At 45.1% G+C, this 23,068-nt stretch carries 17 protein-coding genes; 9 read left to right on the forward strand and 8 right to left on the reverse strand.

The window, feature by feature from the left end; genetic code table 11:
- Positions 1–79 precede the first annotated feature (79 nt).
- On the forward strand, positions 80–946 hold the full coding sequence (locus tag QZ076_RS08240; protein ID WP_293712314.1) for an alpha/beta hydrolase family protein: 867 nt from the start codon (positions 80–82) through the stop codon (positions 944–946).
- A 7-nt stretch (positions 947–953) separates the two neighbouring features.
- On the opposite strand, the gene QZ076_RS08245 is transcribed toward QZ076_RS08240, so the two are convergent.
- The 4 genes from QZ076_RS08245 to tatA all read right to left on the reverse strand — a co-directional run bounded on the left by QZ076_RS08245 (position 954) and on the right by tatA (position 5,417).
- Positions 954–1,952: an isoaspartyl peptidase/L-asparaginase gene (locus QZ076_RS08245; protein ID WP_293712315.1), complete on the reverse strand. Its 999-nt coding sequence runs from the start codon at positions 1,950–1,952 to the stop codon at positions 954–956.
- Between the two features lie 90 nt (positions 1,953–2,042).
- Positions 2,043–4,259 (reverse strand): GH92 family glycosyl hydrolase, encoded by a 2,217-nt coding sequence (locus QZ076_RS08250; RefSeq protein ID WP_293712316.1) that lies wholly within the window; start codon positions 4,257–4,259, stop codon positions 2,043–2,045.
- 99 nt (positions 4,260–4,358) lie between these two features.
- Positions 4,359–5,219: a twin-arginine translocase subunit TatC gene (gene tatC / locus QZ076_RS08255; protein WP_293712319.1), complete on the reverse strand. Its 861-nt coding sequence runs from the start codon at positions 5,217–5,219 to the stop codon at positions 4,359–4,361.
- A gap of 3 nt (positions 5,220–5,222) precedes the next feature.
- Positions 5,223–5,417, reverse strand: a complete 195-nt coding sequence (tatA, locus tag QZ076_RS08260) for a twin-arginine translocase TatA/TatE family subunit (protein WP_007652767.1) — start codon at positions 5,415–5,417, stop codon at positions 5,223–5,225.
- A 140-nt stretch (positions 5,418–5,557) separates the two neighbouring features.
- Between tatA and fabD the strand changes: the two genes are divergently transcribed.
- Positions 5,558–6,439: an ACP S-malonyltransferase gene (gene fabD / locus QZ076_RS08265; protein ID WP_293712323.1), complete on the forward strand. Its 882-nt coding sequence runs from the start codon at positions 5,558–5,560 to the stop codon at positions 6,437–6,439.
- 53 nt (positions 6,440–6,492) lie between these two features.
- On the opposite strand, the gene QZ076_RS08270 is transcribed toward fabD, so the two are convergent.
- A complete protein-coding gene (locus tag QZ076_RS08270; protein ID WP_293712326.1) occupies positions 6,493–7,260 on the reverse strand; it encodes a hypothetical protein in 768 nt (255 codons plus the stop codon).
- A gap of 205 nt (positions 7,261–7,465) precedes the next feature.
- Between QZ076_RS08270 and QZ076_RS08275 the strand changes: the two genes are divergently transcribed.
- Complete coding sequence (locus QZ076_RS08275) at positions 7,466–8,305, forward strand: endonuclease VIII (protein ID WP_293712330.1); 840 nt, start codon at positions 7,466–7,468, stop codon at positions 8,303–8,305.
- Here QZ076_RS08275 and QZ076_RS08280 read toward each other — a convergent pair.
- Positions 8,302–8,664, reverse strand: a complete 363-nt coding sequence (locus QZ076_RS08280) for a hypothetical protein (RefSeq protein WP_293712333.1) — start codon at positions 8,662–8,664, stop codon at positions 8,302–8,304. The genes QZ076_RS08275 and QZ076_RS08280 overlap by 4 nt on opposite strands.
- On the reverse strand, positions 8,661–8,939 hold the full coding sequence (locus tag QZ076_RS08285; RefSeq protein ID WP_293712336.1) for a hypothetical protein: 279 nt from the start codon (positions 8,937–8,939) through the stop codon (positions 8,661–8,663). Before QZ076_RS08285 ends, QZ076_RS08280 begins: the two co-directional genes overlap by 4 nt.
- A gap of 88 nt (positions 8,940–9,027) precedes the next feature.
- Between QZ076_RS08285 and QZ076_RS08290 the strand changes: the two genes are divergently transcribed.
- Entirely contained in the window at positions 9,028–9,615 is a 588-nt protein-coding gene (locus tag QZ076_RS08290) for a nitroreductase family protein (protein WP_293712339.1), read from the forward strand.
- A 73-nt stretch (positions 9,616–9,688) separates the two neighbouring features.
- Here QZ076_RS08290 and QZ076_RS08295 read toward each other — a convergent pair whose 3' ends face one another.
- Entirely contained in the window at positions 9,689–11,806 is a 2,118-nt protein-coding gene (locus QZ076_RS08295) for a glycoside hydrolase family 2 TIM barrel-domain containing protein (protein WP_293712342.1), read from the reverse strand.
- A gap of 441 nt (positions 11,807–12,247) precedes the next feature.
- Between QZ076_RS08295 and QZ076_RS08300 the strand changes: the two genes are divergently transcribed.
- From QZ076_RS08300 to QZ076_RS08320, 5 genes are all read left to right on the forward strand, one after another.
- A complete protein-coding gene (locus QZ076_RS08300) occupies positions 12,248–12,844 on the forward strand; it encodes an HU family DNA-binding protein (protein ID WP_293712345.1) in 597 nt (198 codons plus the stop codon).
- A complete protein-coding gene (locus QZ076_RS08305) occupies positions 12,841–16,923 on the forward strand; it encodes a two-component regulator propeller domain-containing protein (protein ID WP_293712348.1) in 4,083 nt (1,360 codons plus the stop codon). The genes QZ076_RS08300 and QZ076_RS08305 overlap by 4 nt, the downstream gene beginning before the upstream one ends.
- Positions 16,924–17,068: 145 nt before the next feature.
- Positions 17,069–18,148, forward strand: coding sequence for a glycoside hydrolase family 88 protein (locus QZ076_RS08310; RefSeq protein WP_293712378.1), 1,080 nt, complete (start codon positions 17,069–17,071; stop codon positions 18,146–18,148).
- A 168-nt stretch (positions 18,149–18,316) separates the two neighbouring features.
- Entirely contained in the window at positions 18,317–21,352 is a 3,036-nt protein-coding gene (locus tag QZ076_RS08315; RefSeq protein WP_293712351.1) for a TonB-dependent receptor, read from the forward strand.
- Positions 21,353–21,373: 21 nt separating this feature from the next.
- Entirely contained in the window at positions 21,374–22,984 is a 1,611-nt protein-coding gene (locus QZ076_RS08320; protein ID WP_293712354.1) for a RagB/SusD family nutrient uptake outer membrane protein, read from the forward strand.
- Positions 22,985–23,068 lie beyond the last annotated feature (84 nt).

The following is a 23,068-nucleotide window of genomic DNA, read 5'->3' on the forward strand; positions in this document are numbered from 1 at the left end:
TCAAGCATAGCTCTCCGTTTTTTCTAACTTTGCTTTCCGTATTTACAAACAAAGAACTATTCATTTAATACTTGTCAATATGAAAAACAAATTATTACTCAGTCTGGTTCTGTGCATCCTGTTCAGTCTGAACGGAATGGCCCAGAGCGCTGTTTTCGAATCGCTGAAATTCGATAGTAAGAAACTAGGTAAAGAAGTATCCTACTCGATCTACCTGCCGTCAGATTACAACACCTCGCAACGTAATTATCCGGTGCTCTACCTGTTGCATGGCTACACCGACGATGAAACCATGTGGATCCAGACCGGTGAAGTGAAAGAAATTGCCGACAAAGCGATCGGCAGCGGCGACGCTTCACAAATGATCATCGTGATGCCCAATGCCTGGGATACCTGGTACATCAACCAATACGACGGCAAAGCACCTTACGAAGATATGTTCTTTGAAGAGCTGATCCCCTATATCGAAAAGACTTACCGCGCCCGCAGCCGTCAGGAGTTCCGCGCCATTGCCGGACTTTCGATGGGTGGCTACGGTTCGTTCCTCTACTCGCTGCATCACCCGGAAATGTTTGCCGCCTGTGCACCGCTCAGCGCTGCAGTTTTCGACGACAGCGTAATGGAAAAACGTCAAGCCCAATCGCATAAAGACCTGTTCAGCCGCTTGTTCGGTCCCGGACTCGATTACTGGCATCAGAACAGCGTATTGAAAATGCTATCCGAACTGGACAAAGACAATCTGCCCCGTATCCGTTATTATATCGACTGCGGTGATAAAGACGGCCTGCTGGAAGGTAATTTCCAGGCCCATAAGATTATGCAGGAGAAAGGGATGAAACACGAGTTTCGTGTACGCGGCGGCGGACACACCTGGTTATACTGGCGCACCGCCCTCCCGGAAGTACTCAGTTTCGTGAGCGGGGCATTCCGCAGAAACCAACAATAAAGACAGCCTATTCGGTAAAGCCAACCATAGCTTTACCGATGCCCACCTTCTTTTCTATACCGGAACGGCCTTTTTCCTTATATAGATACCCCCGAAACATACCGGTAGTATTAAAAGGCAGGGCGATATTTCCGTCTTTATCGACTGCAATCAGACCTCCTTCGCCTGCATTGACATTCAATTCCATATGGATAATGTAATCGGCTGCTTGTTCTACAGGCTCTTTCAGGTATTTATATCGGGCACACAGATTAAAAGCTACGGCATGACGGATGAAGTATTCGCCATGACCGGTACACGAAACGGCACAACTCTGATTATCGGCATACGTTCCGGCACCGATCACCGGAGAATCGCCGATACGTCCCCATTTCTTTTTAAACGTACCGCCGGTACTGGTTCCGGCCGTCAGGTTTCCCTGTTTATCCAGGACAACGCAACCGACTGTCCCGTTCTTTTTGCTTTCCTTCTTCAGCTTATCGATCCACTCCATCGTCTTGGGAGTGGCGAAATACATATTATCATCGACCAACTCCAATCCCTGTTCGGCAGCGAAATCGTCCGCCCCCGTGCCACTCAGCATCACATGGCGACTCTTTGTCTTGACGGCATAAGCAGCATTGATCGGATTCTTTATCGTCTTAACCCCGGCAACGGCTCCGGCAGAGAGGTCTTTCCCTTCCATGATAGAGGCATCCAGTTCAAAAGTACCGTCGGCCGTGCAGGTGGCACCTTTTCCGGCATTGAATAACGGATTATTTTCAAAATAATTGATCACAGCCATGACAGCCTGGGGGCCTTCGCCACCAGCGGCAAGAATACGGTCACCGATCGTCAGGGCCGAATCGAGGGCTGCATAATATTGGGCTGAACGCACAGGATCGCTTTCCACTTTAGCGACATCCCCCGCTCCCCCATGTACAACGATTACATATTCGCGGTTTTGTGCCTGCGCCAGAAAGCTACAGGTCAATAAGCTTGTTATAAAAATGAAGTTCTTTAACATAATACGATAAAGTTAAGTCTACAAAAAAGAATATGAAGATGCGTCAGAAGACACACCTTCATAGATTCCATTATTTCTAAATTTAAAGATCTATTTCTTATACCATACCGGCCCCGGCTGGTTACCCATCTCGAATTCAAGCGTCGCACCACCCATGATCTGTTCGTGAGTGATATAGCTCTTATCATAAGGCTGGCCATTCAGTTTAACCGACTGGATATAAATATTCTCCGCATTCACACCCGGAGCCAGGATCGTGAAGACCTTACCGTCTGCCAAGTGCATTTTCACTTCAGGGAATAACGGTGTACCGATCTCATACTGCCCGCTTACAGGGTCGACCGGATAGAAGCCCATCGCACTGAATACGAACCAGGCAGACATCTGTCCGCAATCTTCGTTACCACAAATTCCGTCGGGGGCATTCAGATACAAGTCGTGTAATACCTGGGCTACATATTTCTGCGTCTTCCAGGGCTGGTCTACCTTATTATACAGATAGATCACATGATGGCTCGGTTCGTTGCCATGTGCATACTGCCCGATCATACCTGTACTGAAAATCGGCAGATCCTCTTTCGCATCCGGAGCATAGGTAAACATACTGTCCAGTTTCTCCGTAAAACGTTCTTTGCTGCCCAACAAGCCGATCAGACCGTCCAAATCCTGCGGCACATACCAGAAATACTGCCATGCATTACTTTCACAAATATCTTCGGTATAGTCTTTGGCATTGAACGGAGTTACGAACTCTCCTTTTTCATTACGCGGCTGCATAAAGGTTGTTTCGGGGTTGTACACATTCCGATAGTTCTGTGAGCGTTTGTAGAATTCATCCGCTATCTCTTTCTTTCCCATCTTATCTGCCATACGGGCAATGCAATAGTCGTCGTAAGCATATTCCATTGTTTTAGACAACGACCAGTTTTCCCATTTGGCCGGATCGCTGTTAGCCGGTACATATCCTAACTTCTTATACTCTCCGATACCCCGATAGTCATCGCGGTTGGCAGTAGCAACACATGCCTGCAAAGCAAGTTCCGGATTGAATGTCGCGATACCTTTCAGATAAGCATCCACAATGACCGGAACAGCATGATAGCCAATCATCATATTTGTTTCATGGCCGTAGAGGTTCCACAAAGGAAGCGCGCCATTCTGTTCATAGAATTTCAGGAAGCCCTGGATCATATCGTTTACACGCTTCGGATCTGTATAAGTGTACAACGGATGAGCTGCACGGTAAGTATCCCACAGAGAGAAGGTCGAATAGTTATTCCAACCATCCGTTTTATGAATTTGATTGTCGGGGCCATAATAAGAACCATCGACATCACTGAAAATGGTCGGGGCGATCATCGTGTGATAAATTGCGGTATAGAACTTCACGAGGTCATCCGTATTATTTCCGTTCACCTCTATCTTAGACAGTTCTTTGTTCCAACGGGCCACCGCTTCTTTATGATACTTGTCGAAATCATTCAAAGGAACTTCTGCCTGAAGATTCTTCGCTGCCCCTTCCATGCTCACACCCGAAATAGCAGTATTAACCAGTATCTCCTCATCCTTCTCCGTATTAAAATCGAAACGGGCGATGTAAGCGGTTCCGATCTGCCCCTTATCCTTTGTCACGATAGCTGTCGTATCCATGTGGTAAGCTACGAACGGTTTGGAGAAACGTGTCTGGAAATAAACATGCTGGTTAGGCGACCATCCCTGTGAGAAACGATATCCGCGGATAGTAACCGAGTCGATCACCTCTATATAAGAGTCGAGGGTAAAATCCCAGTTCATCGCTTTCTTCAGATTCAGGAATACGGAAGCTTCCGCTTTCGGGAAGGTATAGCGCTGGATACCGCAACGTTCGGTAGCCGTCAACTCTACATTAATATTATAGTCCTGCAACAACACACGGTAATAACCGGCTGAAGCCGCTTCTTCATTATGCGAGAAAGTAGAATAAATACCGAGGGGAGCCGGAGCTTCCTTATAAGGACGTGTCACCGGCATAAAAGATATATCATACAGATCTCCTGCCCCTGTACCGGAAAGATGGGTATGGCTGAAACCGGCAATCGTCGTGTCAGGATAGAAATAGCCGGAGATACGGTCCCACCCCGGCAATCCGTTGTCCGGACTAAGTTGCACCATACCGTATGGAGCCTGTGCTCCCGGATAGGTATTCCCGGTGAAATCGGTACCGATCATAGGATTAACATACTGTGCATAATCTGCCTCCTTTGGTTCCTCAGGCGTGCAGGCTACCAGAGCCAGCAGGGAGACCGCCAATAATGATATGTGCCTCATTTGCTTATAATTGTTTAAGTCTTGACAAATATACAAAAAAAGAGACGTAACATTCAACATGTACGTCTCTTCCTATAACTATTTTCCAGTGTTTATAGTTTACTGACCACTATTTTCATCTTCATCGTCGTCGTCAGGCTCTTCTACAGGAGCTTTTCTGACAAAGAATGCACTTAATTCGTACAATCCGTACAATGGGAAGAACACTACGCTCAATGTAAACGGATCGCTACTTGGAGTAATGAATGCCGCAGCAACCAATAATCCGACGATAGCATGTCGTCTATATTTGTGGAAAAATCCTCTGTGCAACAGTCCCAGTTTCGATAGCAACCAGGATACCAATGGCATCTCAAAGACAATTCCCATCACGAAGATCAGCATAAGGAAGTTATCCATATACGAATCCAGAGAGACTTGTTCAGTAATGTTAGCACTCAATTGATACGTTGCCAGGAAACGAAGTGTCATCGGGAATACCATAAAATAGCCTACGGCACAACCCAGGAAAAACATAATCGTTCCGAAAAAGAATACCCACCGGATGTTCTTCTTTTCATTCTCGTACAAAGCCGGGCTTACAAACTTCCAGATCTCATACATTAAGTAAGGGAAAGTCAGTACAAGGGCCAGCCAGAATGAGGTTGACATGTGAGTAAAAAACTGGGAAGCCAACTTAATGTTGACTATATCTACGTGAAAGCTATCGTTACAGAAGTCAGGCAGAACATCAAACCAGGGGCTTATACCGATAAGCCATACATTTAACTCACACAACCATTTATAAAGAACAAAATCGGAGTAACAGGGAGCCATGATGACGTGATCGAAAATATCACGCATAAAGGCAAAACTACCGATAGCAAAGACAAAGAGTGCTAATATAGAACGGAATAAAGTCCAACGAAGTTCTTCCAGGTGATCCCAAAAGGACATTTCATCTTGTTCCAGTTCTTCCATTTCTTACTTTTTATCGTTGTCGTCGAGTTTAATGTCGTCTTCTAATCCTTTTACACCGTCTTTAAAGTTCTTCACGCCTTTACCGATACCTTTCATCAGTTCAGGGATCTTCTTTCCACCGAAAAGTAACAACACAACAATGGCGATGATAACAATTTCGCCCGTACCTAAATTTCCTAAAAACAGTAATTCATTCATGATATTATAATATTAGTCATTAAATATTCACCTTTTATATGGGGCAAAGATACTATTTGTAACGAATAGTCACTCTCTTATTCTAAATTTATTACCTTTGCACCGTCTTAAAAAACTGAAATTAGAAAAAGATTAGAAAGATGAAAGCTTATGTATTTCCCGGTCAGGGTGCACAGTTTGTCGGAATGGGAAAAGACCTTTACGATAACAATCCCCTTGCAAAAGAGTTGTTTGAGAAAGCAAACGATATCCTTGGTTTCCGCATCACAGACCTGATGTTCGCAGGAACAGACGAAGATCTGAGACAAACTAAAGTTACACAGCCTGCTATATTCTTACACTCGGTTATTCTCGCTAAAACATTAGGCGACCAGTTCAAACCGGATATGACAGCCGGTCACTCATTAGGTGAATTCTCTGCACTTGTTGCTGCTGGAGCATTGTCTTTCGAAGACGGCCTGGTGTTGGTTTCCAAACGTGCCATGGCTATGCAGAAGGCTTGCGAAGCCACTCCTTCTACAATGGCTGCCGTACTGGCTTTGCCGGATGAAACAGTTGAAGAGATTTGTGCAAGTATTCAGGACGAAGTGGTTGTTTGTGCAAACTACAACTGCCCCGGTCAGCTGGTTATCTCCGGTTCAATCCCCGGAATCGATGCTGCTTGCGAAAAGATGTTGGCTGCCGGTGCTAAACGTGCACTGAAGCTGAAAGTTGGTGGTGCATTCCACTCTCCGCTGATGGAACCGGCCCGTGCCGAACTGGCTGCTGCTATCGAAGCGACTCCGATCCACAAACCCGCTTGTCCGGTTTATCAGAATGTAAGCACGAAAGGTGAAACTGATCCTGAAACGATCAAAGCAAACCTGATCGCTCAGCTAACTGCTCCGGTTCGTTGGACCCAGAGCGTGCAGAACATGATTGCCGACGGTGCCGACCATTTCATCGAACTGGGCCCGGGTGCTGTACTGCAAGGTCTGGTGAAGAAGATCAATAAAGAAATGACAACTGAAGGCATGCAATAAGCTACGATTCAACTTATATGAAAAGGTTGGCAGAAATGATCTGCCGACCTTTTTTATTCATTTATCTGTTTTATGATTTCATCCAACTGCTGCCCCAACCGCTCTATCTCCTGATCGTACGCATCCGTTTCCTCTTCTACGATCTTTGCTGTCACTTTATACATATCAAGACGAATCCGGCAATAGTCCAGCAATAAGTTGGAATACTTTACATATTCGGCAGGGATATCTTCTATCGCAACCACTGTTTTCAATAAATCCATATTTTCCTGCAACTTCGGTATGCTGACCGTTTCAATATACTCTATTACTTGCTTCTTCGGCTTATCATCCAGTATATCATAGACATGGAGACCTAAAGCATCGTTCTGGTCGAACTGTTTCATCTTCGCATTATATTGATCCATATCCCAGTCTTTCTCTCCGAGCCAAAGACCGCCTATCAGTACGGCAATAGAGATCAAACAGCAAACGGTCCCTACCCCGATAGCGCGCCAGTTAGAATAGAAAACTCCGTTTTCCGCTTTATGAGCCTTCAGTTCCTTTCCCTGCAACCGCTCTACAATATAACAAATGATAGGGGTATAGATAGCCGGGATCAGGGCGCTCGGTACTTTGTCCAAATCGGACTCCGGTATCACGAAAATACATCCGAAAAGGAGAAATGTAGTAATAATACCGATTACCAGTGCGTTAAAGCCCTGCCGCTCATGCCCCAGGGCTATACAGTTCTTCCGTATCAGAATACCGGCGGCAAAAGGGCCACCGAAAAAGGTCGCTACAGCTATCGCATTCTGCGAATAGAGTTTTTTGTTTTCCATATAAGACTATCGTTTAAAGTAGAGTTCCAATAACGACACTTACCGTTGCCGTTATTGAATATCATTAACTGAACGTAGCCAAAGATATAAAACTATTTACGAAATGCCGGCCTATTCGGAATAATACTTTTTCTCGTTTCATTTTTTATTCCCACATTTGTGCTTCAAACAAGTCGTTTTATCCAGTAACTAAATACATTATATTATGATAGAAGCACCGGAAGCCCTGTATATCTCGGAACAAATGAATCAGACGATCAAAGGGAAAAAGATCACGTTCGTCAGTGCAGGATATACTCCTCACAAGTTTACTTGGTATTATGGAGATCCGGCCGGCTATCCTGATAAGCTCCTGAATAAGACAATCGGAGAGGCACATGCCTACGGGGGACTGATAGAAATTGATATAGAAGACATAAGGCTTCTTTTCGGAGACGGGATGAATATCCGCTATTACGCTCCGGGAGAAAAGATACCGGAGAAGCATCAGCTGCTTATCGCATTTGAAGACGAAAGCTGCATCATGGGATCGGTACGCATGTACGGAGCAGTCATGTGTTTTCCGGAGAACGACTTCGAATGTAACTTCAGTTCCTACCGGGAAGGAGCCCGCACGAAACCGCAGGTTCTATCCGAAGCGTTCGACAAGGCTTATTTCTTCAGCCTTATCAACAGTGAGGAAAAGCTGAAGAAAACAACCAAGGCATTCCTCGCCACCGAACAAACGATCCCCGGATTAGGTAACGGAGTCTTGCAAGACATTTTGTTCCATGCTCGTATTCATCCAAAGACACGTATCAACGCCTTGACAGAGAAACAAAAAGAAACATTATTTGACTGCGTAAAGAGTACCTTGCAGGAAATATATCAGGCAGGTGGCCGTAACACAGAAACAGACCTGTTCGGAAATAAAGGCCGCTACATCCCTGTCCTGTCGAAAGACACAGGAGGCAAACCTTGCCCGGTCTGCGGAGAAACGATCCGGAAAGAAAACTATATGGGAGGTAGTATTTATTACTGTTTTGAATGTCAAAAACAGATTTAGCCGTAAGGCTCCTTGTCTTCACATACCCAGTCGGAGCTGTGTTCGATGGTATAACGCAACTTCTCAGGTTCTTGACGGGTATCAAAGAACATAGCTATTTTAACCGCACCATCTTCAATCCAGTAAACGATCTTTAGATTCGGATACTGAACAAACGTTCGAAAACACTGGGGATAATCCGCAACAGTCGGTTCTATATACCCTATACCAGGATAACAGGTTATAGTCTTAAGATTATCTTTAATCGAGAGATAAACCTTTTGGGCTACAGACAAACCATACATTGTTTTATAATAGGTTTTCAACTCTTTGGTTTGTCCTTTAGCCAGAGGAGAAACTATTAATTTCAGTCTTTTCATTGATCCAGCTCAAATTCTTTATCCATTTCTGCAAAAAACTCATCTGCATCAATCATCCTCCCATTCCTATCATCCTCCAGAACCTGATCGATCAGGCTACGGAAATGCTCCACCGAACGGATCTTAAAACTTTCAGGGGAAGACAAAGCCTCCTGCGCTCCCTGCCGATAAGCAAATATCTGATCTTCGAGATTTATCAGAAGTTCCTCATCCTCTATTTGGCTGATCTGTTTAATAAGGTCTTCCCGACGTCTGTTTATTGAATTGATTGACATAATGCTTAAGTATTAACGTGATCTCACAAAGATAGAAATAATATTACTCGATGTTATATTTGTCCGGATCAATTTGTATGTTTGCAGTATGAAATGGAAATATTCTTTTATTGTATTATTATCAGCCCTGGTTGCCTGTAACGGTACGGAAACCCAGGAAAGCGGAGACTCTAACCAGACATTGGAAACGATCTTCAACCGGAAAAGCGTACGCAAATACACGGAACGTCCCGTAGAGAAAGAGAAACTGGAAACGCTGGTTCGCGCCGGCATGGCTGCACCCTCCTCCAGAGACCGCCGTCCCTGGGAGTTCGTTATTGTCACGGATCGGGATTTGCTGGATAAAATGGGAGACGGATTGCCACTGGCACGCATGCTGAAAGAAACCAAGCAAGCTATTATTGTTTGCGGAGATACCGTTAAGTCGGGAAACGCCTGGCAACTGGACTGCTCCGCCGCCGCACAAAACATATTACTGGCTGCCGAGTCGATGGGACTGGGCGCCGTCTGGACAGCGGCTTATCCATACCCCGAACGAATAAAGATTATCCGGGATGCTTTACAACTGCCGGAGCATATCCTTCCGCTCACGGTTATCCCGCTCGGCTATCCGACGGGCAGCGAAAAGCCGAAAGATAAATACAACAAGAAACAGATACATTATAACGGTTGGTAAAAACAGAACAGGTGTTGCAAGAACGAATCTTACAACACCTGTCTTTTTATTCACCATTTAGTTCCGGGAGAAATCAGAATCCGGCATGTTCTTCCTTATTGACCGACTGGTCTGAGTCGCGTTTCTTCTCGCCGCTATACATCCATTCTATCTCATCTTTGTACGTCTTGCCCTCATTCACAACGACTGTTTTCACGATATTCTTACCCATATCGAGCGTCACATTATCTATAATATAATGTACGGGCGTATAACCTTCACGGATACCGGCCAGTTCTTTTCCGTTCAGGTAGACTTTCGGCGTACCGATATTTGAATAAACCGTCACTGAAGTTTCCTTTTTCTCACGATCCCAGTTACGACGTTGTGTCAGGAACAGTACAGGTTCTTTGCTCCAGTTTGCCTTATACCAGAAATAAGAATCCTTCTTCACCTTGCGGTCGAAAGTAACCAACCCTTTCATGTTACGAGCCGGCACACCTCCGCGCACCCACATCGGGGCACAGAAGTCGAACGTATTCCAAAGATAAGAAGCGATAATATATGGATGGGCAGCGATCACGCTCCACTGATATTCATGTGTCTTGGTGGCAAATGTCTCCGGATAGAACTCTTTCGTCCAGTTCAGGGCTTCTCCCAGATACTCGGTCTGATGGTTCAAGTTGGCGTCAGCACCGTATTCGGTAAGCATTAGCTTCTGGTAAGGATACTCTTTCTCCAGATTCTCCACCCAGGGTTTGATATCCTGTATTTTCTTTTCATACCAGCCGAAATAACGGTTCATTCCCTGGATATCGGCAACCAGATTCACCGGATGTTCCATATGGCCATATCCGTTTACCGACACCGTATAACGATCCGGGTCTTCCGTCTTTGCCAGATCATGCAGGGATTGTGTCAACTCTTTTGTGTACTGGTGCGGCTGGTATACCTCATTATGCAATCCCCACACATAGATGGAAGGGTGATTGAAACTCTGACGAATCATCTCGCGCAACTGGTTACGGCAGTTTTCCGCTTCCTGACCGGTAACACGGTTGACAAAAGGAATCTCCGCCCAGATAATCAGTCCCAGGCTGTCGCAACGCGAATACAGATAATCGGATTGCTGATAATGAGCAAAACGGACCGTGGTTGCACCGACATCCATAATAGTAGCCAGGTCGAAGTCATGGTTCTCATTCTTCAGGGCACTTCCCAACCCCCACCAGTCCTGATGGCGGGTAACACCGTACATCGGATACTTCTCTCCATTCAGGTAAAAGCCTTTACCTGCTACAATTTCATATTTGCGTAAACCCAGCGGTTGTACCATTTCGTCGATCACCTGCCCGTCTTTGATCAGTCGGCTGACTACCTTATACAGGTAAGGATTTTCACGTCCCTGCCACAACGTCGGTTTCTTGATCGTGAAAGAAGATTCGTAAGCCTGTTCGCCCTGTGCTGTCAAATCGAACGACTGGCTGTTTGTTGCGATCTGCTTCCCTTCCTGGTCATAGATCGTATTCTGCAAAGTAACAGGGACGGGCTGCAAAGTGCCGTTATCCAGTTTGACCTTTACTTTTACATCCGCTTGCTTTTTGGATACATTCTTCTGGGTTATATAAACACCCGGAGAGGCACAGTCGGTAACACTGATATTATACGGTTCGGTAACGATCAACCATACCGGACGATAAATACCGCCATACACACCAAACAAATTATGGTTGACCGGAATCACATCCGGACGCGATTTGTTATCTGCCTTCACGATAATCTCATTCTCCTCTCCTACCTTCAACAGCGGGCTGATCTCACAGGCGAAAGCCGAATAACCGCCTTTATGAGAAGTGGCCAGCATTCCGTTCACGAACACTTCGGCGCAGGAGCCGACACCCTCAAAGCGCAGGAAGACCCGCTTGCCTTTCAGGTCGGCAGGGAAGAAATAGTTTTTCTTATAATAAGCCGCCCCTTCATAAAAGTTATTGGCCTGTACCTGCATATCCTTGGCATTCCAGGTATGGGGTATTTCCACTTCCGACCAGCCGGTCTCCCATTTCGGGGCGTTAATAGCCAGCTCTTTTTCCGCCGGAGCTTTCTTAAATGACCAGCCGGAATTAAATGATTCCACTTTCCGGCCTTCCGCCTGCATCGTCATCAATCCCAGGCAGGCTAACAATAAGGTTAAACTTAATACTCGTTTATTCATGATTTGTTGTTTGATTGAGCTGCAAATATACCCAGCCACTCCCATTCTAACTAATAAAATTATCTCATTACCGATCACGATTGTCTCTATTCAGCGTAAAAAATCCAAAAGGAGCCGGAATTGAGTAGTAAAGTAAGCCAAGGTATATACAATAGGGAGGCCGCCGCCTTTAACTAAGGATAAATTAAAAAAAATGCCGGGAAAGATACATTTTGTCCCAATATAATGTATCTTTGGTGCTATCCTAATCTTTGTCCGACTGCAATCGAACAGCTGTCCGACCCGGGTGGGATAGCTGTCTCACCAATGTCGGACAGCTGTCTGACGGAGGTCAAACAAACTTTTTGTCACGAGGGAAGGAAACCTAGAAGGCAGTCTTTTGAAAAGAAGACCGGGACGAGTCAAATAACAACCTATATAAATACTTAAACAGTACTGCAGATGTCAGCCACTTACAACCTATTCAGAAACCCGGGAAAGAAGGAAAACCTCCACGCCCGCCAGGTGAACCAATATACCGTACGCATCGATGCTCTTTGTGAAGAGATCTCACAGATCAGTTCCTTTTCGTCTGCCGATGTAAAAGGGATGCTGGACGCGCTGAAAAGCCGGATCGCTTTTCACCTGAAATACGGCGATATCGTCGAGTTGGAAGGTCTGGGGACGTTCAACGCCTCGCTTAAATGTCCTTCGCTGACAACAGAAAAAGAGATCAAACCCCATCTGGTGAAATTCCACAAAGTGGTATTCCGCTGCTCCAAAGAACTGAAGGACCAGTTGCGATACATGAAGGTGGAACGTGCCGATGAACCCAGCCGCCTGAAAGGGTATACGGAAGAAAAGCGCAAAGCCAACATTCTGGCTTATATCGAAAAGCATGATACGATCTCGACCTTCCTGTGCCGTTCGCTCAACGGTTGTTCGAAATATATTGCCCTGAAAGATCTGAAAACATTGCAGGAAGAAGGGAAGATCGTCCGTCTGGGATACCGCGCAAATGCACAATACGGATTGAAAAAAGAGGACGACCAGGGATGAATACAATATACAAACTTATCATAGTCTGGCTTCTTTTCACCTGTACGCTTACGGCTTACGGCAATAACAGTCCCTTCTTCTTTTCTCACCTGGGAGTAGAAAACGGACTTTCGCAGGTATCTGTAATGAATATATTCCAGGATTCGGACGGATATATATGGTTCGGTACACGCAACGGGGCGAACCGTTATGACGGATACGAATTCAAAATATATCAGAACGAAGTAAACAACCCGGCTTCGATAAGCGATAATTACATTCGCAGGATCAATGAAGACAGAAACAAGAATATTTGGATAGGTACATCCAACGGGGTCAACTGCATCGACTACAAGACACAGCAGATCACCCGTTTCTATCCCCAGGCTATCAATCCGGAAATAACGACAAATGCAGTCAGCAATTTCCTTTTCCATACAAATGGTGAACTCTATGCCCTCACCACCCGGAGCATATTAAAGTGTAATCCGGATAAAACGGTCGAAGAAATGCCTTACCTGAAAGAAATGGATTCGCCCATCCATTCCATTATCCAGGATAAGGACGGTGATATTTTTATCGGTACGGAAGATAAAGGCCTGTATGTATACTCTACCGATTGGAAGCTGAAAAAACATTTCCTTCCGGACAGTTCCGGTAACCCGCAAAAATTACCTATAAGTACGATATCTATATTATTGGCTGGCGTAGCCAATAATATATTCATTGGTACCAATGAAGACGGTTTGTGCGTTTACAATAAGAAAGACGAGACATTCAGACGCCTCAACACCGGTAACTCGGGCCTCAACAACAATTCCGTACGCCATCTTATTCCATTCGGCAAAGACTCGGTCCTGATCGGCACCTTCAGGGGCCTCAACATCCTGAACACCCGCAATATGACCATCACGCCGGTCGACATGGATATGAAAGCGAAAGGAGCACTCAGCCATTACTCCATCCATAGTATGCTGATCGATCGCGACCAGACATTATGGGTCGGAACCTATTCCGCCGGCGTCAACTACCACAGCCCTTTCCACAGACCGACCTCATTTATCACCCCGAAAGCCTTTGCCGGTATACTGGGACAAGGCCAGGAAGATAACAAAGGGAATATGTGGTTTGCCACGGAAGGGGCGGGATTGCTTTATTACAACCCACGCAACGGCGAACAGAAACTTTACCCCATAAAGCCTTTGCAAGCCGGGAATTATGAAATAAATATCCTCAAAACCATCCTGATACAGGGTGATTCCATATTCTGTGCCACGCACTTCGGTTCCGTCTACCTCTTCTCCATCCGTAAGGAGCAATACCAGAAAATACATGACTACAAATACAACGACATCAATACCTTATATATAGACAGCCGGCAACGGTTATGGATACCGACCAATACCTCCAACCATACCGTCATGGTGGACAAGGGAAAGACGGTCAACCGATTTAATGTAGACGGTGTGGAAAAGGAATTCCGGGGAATGTGCCTGATCAAAGAACTGGAACCGGACGTATTTCTGTTCGGGGCCATCACCGATAGTGCTTTTGTCTACGACATGAACAAGAAAACAGCAGTCAACCTTACTGCCCGGTTGCAGAACGGCGATAAAAACAAACGGCTGGGGAGTATATCCGGTGTCGTGAAAGATTCCGGACAATATATATGGATAGCTACCACCAAAGGCGGTCTGTTCCGGCTCGACAAAGACCTCAACTTAATACAGAATTATCAAAAAGAAGATGGTCTGTCGGAAAGTTACATCAATTCGCTTTCAATCGATAAAGAGGGGAATATATGGGTAGTGACCGGCAAAGAATTATACAAACTGGACCGTCCGGCAAACAAATTCGAACAAGTCAGACCCGTCGACAGCCCGACACAGGAATACTCATTATATGCCAACAATTGCGTTTCGAAAGACGGGACCCTCTATTTCTCCGGCAATAAAGGAATACTGGCTATCAACCCGCAAAAATCAATTACGAACCCGAACATTCCTCCTGTTTATATTACTTCATTGCAGATAAACACTCAGGTGGACCAGGAAGGATTACCGGCTTACCAGGAACTGCTGCCCCTGCAATATAACAACAACATCACGCTGGAGGCCAACCAGGGAAACATCACCATCCGCTATTCGGCACTCAACTTCATCCATTCCCAAAACAATTCGTATGCTTATATGATGGAAGGGGCCGACCATAACTGGCATAATATCGGAAACCGACGGGAAGCTTATTACAGTAACTTATCTCCGGGGAAATATACCTTCCGCGTGAAAGCCGCCAACAACGACGGTGTCTGGAACCCGGAAGAGGCTGTTTTATACATCACCGTAAACCCTCCATTCTACCAGACATGGTGGGCTTACCTGATCTATTTGTGTGCCCTGTCGATCATCGTGGTATGGATCGTACAACGGCAGCACCTCAAACACGAACGGGAGCGGGAGGCCAAATATAAACAGTTGGAACACGAGAAGGAAAACGAACTGCACGAAGAACGTATGCGTATGTTCACCAACTTCTCACATGAACTGAGAACTCCGCTCACGCTGATCATCAATCCGCTGAACGACTTGCTGCAACGGGTCAGCTTCTCACCGGAAGTGAAGGATGCCCTGCAACTGATCAAAAAGAATACCGGGCGCATGCTGCTGCTCGTCAACAACCTGATGGACATTCAGAAATACGAAGCCGGCAAAACGGTCCTTCAAAAGACACGTTTCAATTTCTCGGCATTCATTCAGGAGATGTATCACTCCTTCGAAAGCGTGGCACAGAACCGGGAGATAACATTCGTGCTGAAAAACGAATTGCCGGAGCCATTCTTTACCAGCTATGATGAAGCGGAAATAGAGAAGGTCTTTTTCAACCTGCTGTCGAATGCATTCAAGTTCACTCCGGCAGAAGGAAACGTAACGATCCGGATCAGCCGGATACCGCAAAACAAATGCGAAGAACTGGCGATGTTTCCCGAGCAGGAAAGTTCGACCCTGATAGAATCCGGCTACATCCTGATAGAAATAAGCGATACCGGAAAAGGGATTAATAAAGAGGAAGCCGACAAGATATTCGAACCCTTCTACCGATCGAACGAGGATGTCCACAAAGAAGTTTCCGGTACCGGAATAGGGTTAAGCCTGACACGCTCGATCGTGCGGCAACACCAGGGATGTATCTGGATTAACAGTCCGGAAGAAAAGGAAACAACCTTCCTGATCCTTCTTCCCGACACTGAAAAACAAGATGTAAAAAAAGAGGAAGAGCCATCTCAATCCCACTCTTCCGAAATCAGTAAAAAGGTGGCTTTGCTTGTAGAAGAAACGGAAACCCGCAACAAGCAGACGGTTCTGCTGGTAGACGACAATCAAGAAGTCCTGCAATATCTGGAACATCAATTGCAACTCGACTACATCGTATTGAAAGCGACCAATGGGAAAGAAGCGCTTGAACTGCTGGAGACAGCTTCTCCCCATATAATCGTCAGTGACGTCATGATGCCTGAAATGAACGGACTGGAACTATGTAAACGTATCAAAGAAAGTCAACACCTCTGCCACATACCCGTGATCCTGCTGACAGGTAAGTCTATGGTATCACAGATAGAGGAAGGATTGGAGGCCGGAGCCGACGATTACATCATAAAACCGTTCCATGTTTCCATTTTGAAAGCACGCATAAGAAACCTGCTTTCCATTCGCGAAAAGATGAAAAACATATACGGTGAATCGCTGAGCCTGCGCAACCTGGGAGTGGAAGAGCCCGAAGAGGACAACGACTTCCTGACTCAATATATCGAGATCGTAAAGGCAAACATCTCCAACCAGGATCTGGATGTATCGGTTATTTATCAGACACTTGGTATGAGCCGGGCCAATTTCTACCGGAAAGTAAAAACGGTGACAGGTCTATCGCCTATCGAACTGATAAAGAATATCCGCCTCGAAGCCGGAGCCAAACTGCTGAAAGAATCCAATATGAATGTGTCTGAAATAGCCCAGCATATCGGTTTCAGCAGCCGTTCTTATTTCGCCCGAAGCTTCAAGGCCGTATACGGAATGTCGCCTACCGAGTATCAGGAAAACGAATGAGACGTTTGTACTCGCTTTTGAGATAATTGTGTTTTCAAAGGATCCTGTTCTTTTATTCATTTGATTAAACTTATTAATCTAATAATAAAAGAACAGATCTATGATTTCAAAACGAATGCCATTTAAACACATTGCAACTGCTATTATGTTGGCCTGTGTCACAATCTCTTCACAGGCCGCTGACTTGAAAAAAGAGGAAGTAACTGCTATTTCGCGTAAAGTAGCAGACTGGCAGATCAAAGAGTTTCCTCATAATAAATATGCCGTTAGCGAACCGAAAGGCTGGATTGCCGGAGCTCTTTATCTGGGAATATGCGACTGGGCCGAGCTCAGTGGAGACGAACAGTATTCCGATTGGTTGAAAAAAGTATTCAACCGTCAGCATTGGCAGGTAGCCGACCGGATGTATCACGCCGATGATGTATGTGTATCGCAGACCTACATCGACATGTACATGAAATATAAAGAAGATAAAATGCTGCTTCCTACACTTGCCCGCATCGACTGGGTAGTGAACAACCCTTCCAATGGCGGCATGGATATCGATTACAGCCAACCTCTTTCCTACGAACGCTGGTCGTGGTGTGATGCATTGTTTATGGCACCGGCTGTATATACCCGTCTCTACACGCTTACCGGCAATAGAAAGTATATGATTTTCTCCGATGCGGAATTCAAAGCCACCTACAATCATCTATACGACAAAGAAGAAAAACTCTTCTTCCGCGATAGCCGCTACTTCAACCAGAAAGAAGCAAACGGACAGAAAGTTTTCTGGGGACGAGGCAATGGCTGGGTAATCGGCGGATTGGCTGAAATACTGAAAACACTACCGGTCGACGATACCGAATACCGTCCTTTCTACCTGCAACTATTCAAAGAGATCAGCGAACGCCTGGCCGGATTGCAAAGTAAAGACGGCTTCTGGCATGCCAGTCTTTTAGATCCCGACAGTTATCCGTCGCCAGAAACAAGCGCTACCGGATTTATTGTTTACGGACTGGCTTATGGCGTCAATCAGGGATATCTTCCGGCCGACAAATACCTCCCGGTTATAGAAAAAGGATGGGTAGCCTTATGCTCTGCCGTAGAGAGCGATGGCAAACTGGGTTGGGTACAACCCGTTGGAGCCGATCCACGCAAAGTAACCAAAGAAATGACCGAGCTATACGGGACCGGAGCCTTCCTGATGGCTGCATGCGAAATACACCGACTAGCCAGATAAATTTAAAGAAATTACATGTTTTTTAGCGTAATGAGACGATATTACATCCTTTTGGGACAATTTTGTCCGCACACATGACGCATGTTTCATTCTTTTGACACAAAAAATTAAAATAACCATCTGGTTAATTACTTAAATTGTTTAATGCGCAAATAAATTATGAAAAGCATGAGCAGACAACTGGACGGGAACCTGCCTCCCTGTAATAAGGCAGTAGAACGAAAGAACAGGATTCTTTCGTTATTATTCTTCTTTATGGCGTTTATATCTGTACAGGTGTATGCGCAAGACATCAAAATCTCTGGTACCGTAATCTCCGGAGCAGACAATTACCCGATCATCGGGGCTAATATTCTGGTAAAAGGGACTACCATCGGTACTATTACAGATGTAGACGGTAACTTCACATTCGAAGCTCCAAAGGGGTCTACATTAGTCGTTTCTTACATCGGCTACCAGGCACAGGAAATAAAAGTGAGCGGAAATGCTCCTATTAAAGTCGTTCTGTCCGAAGATTCCGAAAAACTGGACGAAGTAGTCGTTATCGGTTACGGTTCACAGAAAAAATCGGATATGACAGGCGGTATCGTAGCCGTAGGTAACGAGAAGTTACAGATGGTTACTACCAACAACCTGATGGATAAACTGGCAGGCCAGGTTCCGGGGTTAAACATCACAATGGAAAAGGCAAGCCCTTCGGAAGATCAGGTATTGCGCGTTCGTGGTGAAAACTCGTTGACAGCCGACAACTCTCCGTTGATCGTATTGGACGGTATCCCTTACAGCGGTTCATTGGGAGATATCGACCCGGATAATATCGAAAACATGTCTGTATTGAAAGATGCATCTTCTGCAGCCATCTACGGTTCACGCGGTGCCAACGGTGTTATCCTGATCCAGACCAAGAAAGGAAAGAAAGGAACAGCCACCGTATCTTATAAAGGACAGGTAGGTTTCTCACAGCCGGAACGCCGCGTCAATGTAATGAAAGGCCCGGAATATGTAAAATTCCTTCAAGACCAGTGGGCTTATATGAACTACAACGGTGTGATCAAAGATCCGGAAGATATCTTGAACGTTAGTGAAATCGAGAACTGGAAGAATGGAATCGAGACAGACTGGCAAGATCAGATCTTTAGAAACGCTATGACCAACAGCCACCAGATCAGTATATCGGGCGGTACGGAAAAGACCACTTACATGGCAGCAATCTCACGCCTGAATCAGGAAGGTGTAGTAAAAGATACCGGTATGAAACGTACGAATATCTCTTTGAATATTACACAACAACTGGGCAACTGGCTGACTATCGGTATGGCTACACAAGCCGCCCTGAAAGAATATGGTGGTGTACAGGCCGGTATTTCAGATGCTCTTTGTCAGTCTCCTTACGGTCAGATGTATAAAAGCGACGGTTCGTTAAACTTCTATCCGATGGACCAGACTTTACATCCAAACCCATTAGCAGACCTGGATGCAACAAGTGATAAAACATCTCGTAATATCTTTGTTTCTACGTATGCAGATGCAAAACTTCCAATCAAAGGATTGAGCTTCCGTACCAACTTCGGTTACAACTACCGCAGTAAATTCGAAGCTTCTTACTATGGACGTAACACAGTGACCGGTAGAGCCAAGAATGGTTCGGCTGCCATCAAGAACCAACATGACTGGGATTATACCTGGGAAAACGTGTTGAAGTATGAACTTCAGTTAGGCAAGCACAAATTCGATGCAACCGGTTTGTTCAGTATGCAACAGACTTCTCAGCAAATATCCGAACAGAAAGGTACCAGCTTCGTAAACGATGATTCTGAATATCACAACATGGCAGGTGCGGAAGAAAACAAAACCGTTACTTCCGAACTGACTGAAACAGCAATGTTATCTTATATGTTACGTTTGAACTATAACTATGCAAACAGATATTTGTTTACAGCTACCGGTCGTTCGGACGGTTACTCAGCATTCGGTGAGAATAACAAATATGCCATCTTCCCTTCTCTTGCCGCCGCATGGAACATTTCTTCCGAAGAGTTTATGGAAAGTACTAACAGTTGGTTGGATATGTTAAAAGTACGTTTATCATGGGGTTCCAACGGTAACCAGGCTATCAAGGCTTATCAGACATTAGACCGTTTGAAACTGACAAACTACATTTGGGGAGATAAAGGAACAACCGTTAACGGTGTGATCTTGTCATACAACTCTATCGGTAACCCTAACCTGAAATGGGAAACTACCCGCACAGTCAACGCCGGTGTCGATTTCAGCTTCTTCAACAACCGCCTGTCCGGTAGCATCGACTTCTATGTATCAAATACTTCCGATCTGTTGATGAGCCGTACAGTTCCTATTATGAACGGTTATAACTCGATCATGGACAACGTCGGCGAAACACGTAATACAGGTGTCGAACTAGCTTTGAACTCAGTGAACATGGAAAGTAAAGACTTCCGTTGGAGCAGCAGCTTCAATTTCGCACTGAACCGCGATAAGATCATCGAACTTCGCGGAGACGGAAAAGACGATATCACAAACAAATGGTTTATCGGCGAGCCGGTAAAGGTTTACTACGACTATAAGGTAGTTGGTACATGGCAGGAAGGCGATAACTTCCTGAATGCAGACGGAAAAGAAATACAGAAAGGAGCAAAACCCGGACATGCAAAACTGGAAGATGTCGACGGCGACGGAACAATTACATCTAAAGACAAACAGATCATCGGCTCCAAGTTACCGAGCTTCACGATGTCATTAGGTAACACTTTTGCATATAAGAATTTCACATTCTCATTCTTATTGAACGGTGTATTCGGAGCCTGGAAACAAATGAACGATTACAACTTCGACCGTTGGAGTTCCAAATACAACTATATCAGCGGAATGGATTACTGGACTCCGGAAAATCCGACAAATGCAATGACCTCTCCCGGGTATGTTCCTTACGACAAACATGAATTCTACAAAAAGATGAATTATGTACGAATCAAAAACATCTCATTAGGCTACAATCTGCCGAAGAGCATTCTTAACCCGATCGGGGTTTCTTCTTTGAACGTTAATGTGAGTGTTAACAACCTGTATACATTCAGTAATATAAAGAATGCGCTGAACTTTGACGGAACAGACTATAATGCAAACATTATTTCTTGTTACCCGACAGCCCGTTCTTACATGCTGGGTTTAAATCTTATTTTCTAATCTCATAAACAAAGACAGAATATGAAAAATATATTAGCCGCTGCAGCAGCAGCATTTTTATTAATCACAGCAACTGGCTGCTCCGACTTCCTGGATGAAAATCTGAAAAAGGAATTGGCTCCTGATAACACCTATACTAGCACATACGGTTTCCAGGTTGGTGTAAACGGACTGTATGCCTGGGCACGTTCTGAATTTAATACTTGGGGAAGTTCACCGACAACATTAGGACAGGCTTGTCCTTACGAATCGTTCCAAGTGGCAACAGACCTTGTGTACGTAGGTCATGGAGACGGTTCGCTCGTTCCTTTCGAAACACTGGCTATCACTCCCTCTCTGGCATTCGTTGAAAACTATTGGAAATGGTCTTATGGATTGATCGCATCTGTCAACGAATTATTGACCTATGCCGATAAGAACGAAAACTGGGATGCACCGACAGATAAAATTGGTTTCCAGGCAGAAGCTCGTTTCTTCCGTGCCTATGCTTACCGCTATCTAACCTATCTGTATGGTGATGTTCCTTACGTAGATAAAATTGAAAGCGATTTCCGCATTGACTTCACTCGTACTCCTAAAGCTGAAGTCCTGAATCACATGATCGAGGATCTAACTTTTGCTGCAGATAACTTGCCGGATAATCCGGATAATGTAAATGAAGTTGGTAAATTGACCAAATGGGCTGCTATCCAATTGTTGTCTGAAGTTTACCTGATGGCTGGACAATACGATAAAGCAGAAGCTGCTGCCAAACAAGTGATCGATTGCGGTTATTTCCACCTGATGACAGAACGTTTCGGTGTCAATAAATCACAGCCCGGTGATGTATTCTCTGATATGTTCCTCGAATACAATCAAAACCGTACAGCAGGTAATATGGAAACCATCTGGGTTATGCAGCTGGAATATAACACACCCGGTGGTGGTGACGACAGCGAAGATTGGACGAAACGTGCCTGGGTTCCCAAATACTGGAATGAAACAGGTTTCGTATTGTGCGACTCATTGGGTGGCCGCGGTCTGGCTCAAATCGTACCATTCAAATGGTGGATCGAAGGAGAAGACTTTTACGCTCCTACGGATATGCGTAACTCTAAATACAGCATTAAGAGAGAGTGGTATTACAACAATCCGGCAACTCCAGAACTGCTTGGTAAGAAGTGCGAGGTGACAGAAAATACATGGGCAAAATTATCTATTTACCCAACGATCACAAAGTTTTTCTACGGTAAAACAGATGATGATCCTGCTTACACAGGTAATAATAAAGACCGTATGAAGTTTCGTCTGGCAGAAACGTATTTGTTACTGGCCGAAGCTCGTTTACAGCAAGGTAACGCACAAGGTGCAGCTGAAGCGATCAACGTTGTGCGCAAACGTGCAGGAGCTCCTGAAATTAGTGCTTCTCAGGCAACGATAGACTTCCTGTTGGATGAACGTATCCGCGAATTGGTTGGCGAAGAACTACGTCGCTTTACACTGGTTCGTACCGGCAAATTAGTAGAACGCACCAAAAAGTACAACCCTCGGAGCAATAAAATAGACAACGATCATACTTTGTGGCCAATCCCCCAATCTATCATCGACTCTAACACAGGTGCTGACTTTCCACAGAATCCGGGTTACAATTAATCAAGTAATAAAAAATAATCAAGTAATAAAAAAGTATTGAAAGAGACCTACAAAGTCCTTTCAATACGCTCTAATGCAAAATAT

Source organism: uncultured Parabacteroides sp. (genome assembly GCF_905196875.1).
GTDB lineage: Bacteria > Bacteroidota > Bacteroidia > Bacteroidales > Tannerellaceae > Parabacteroides.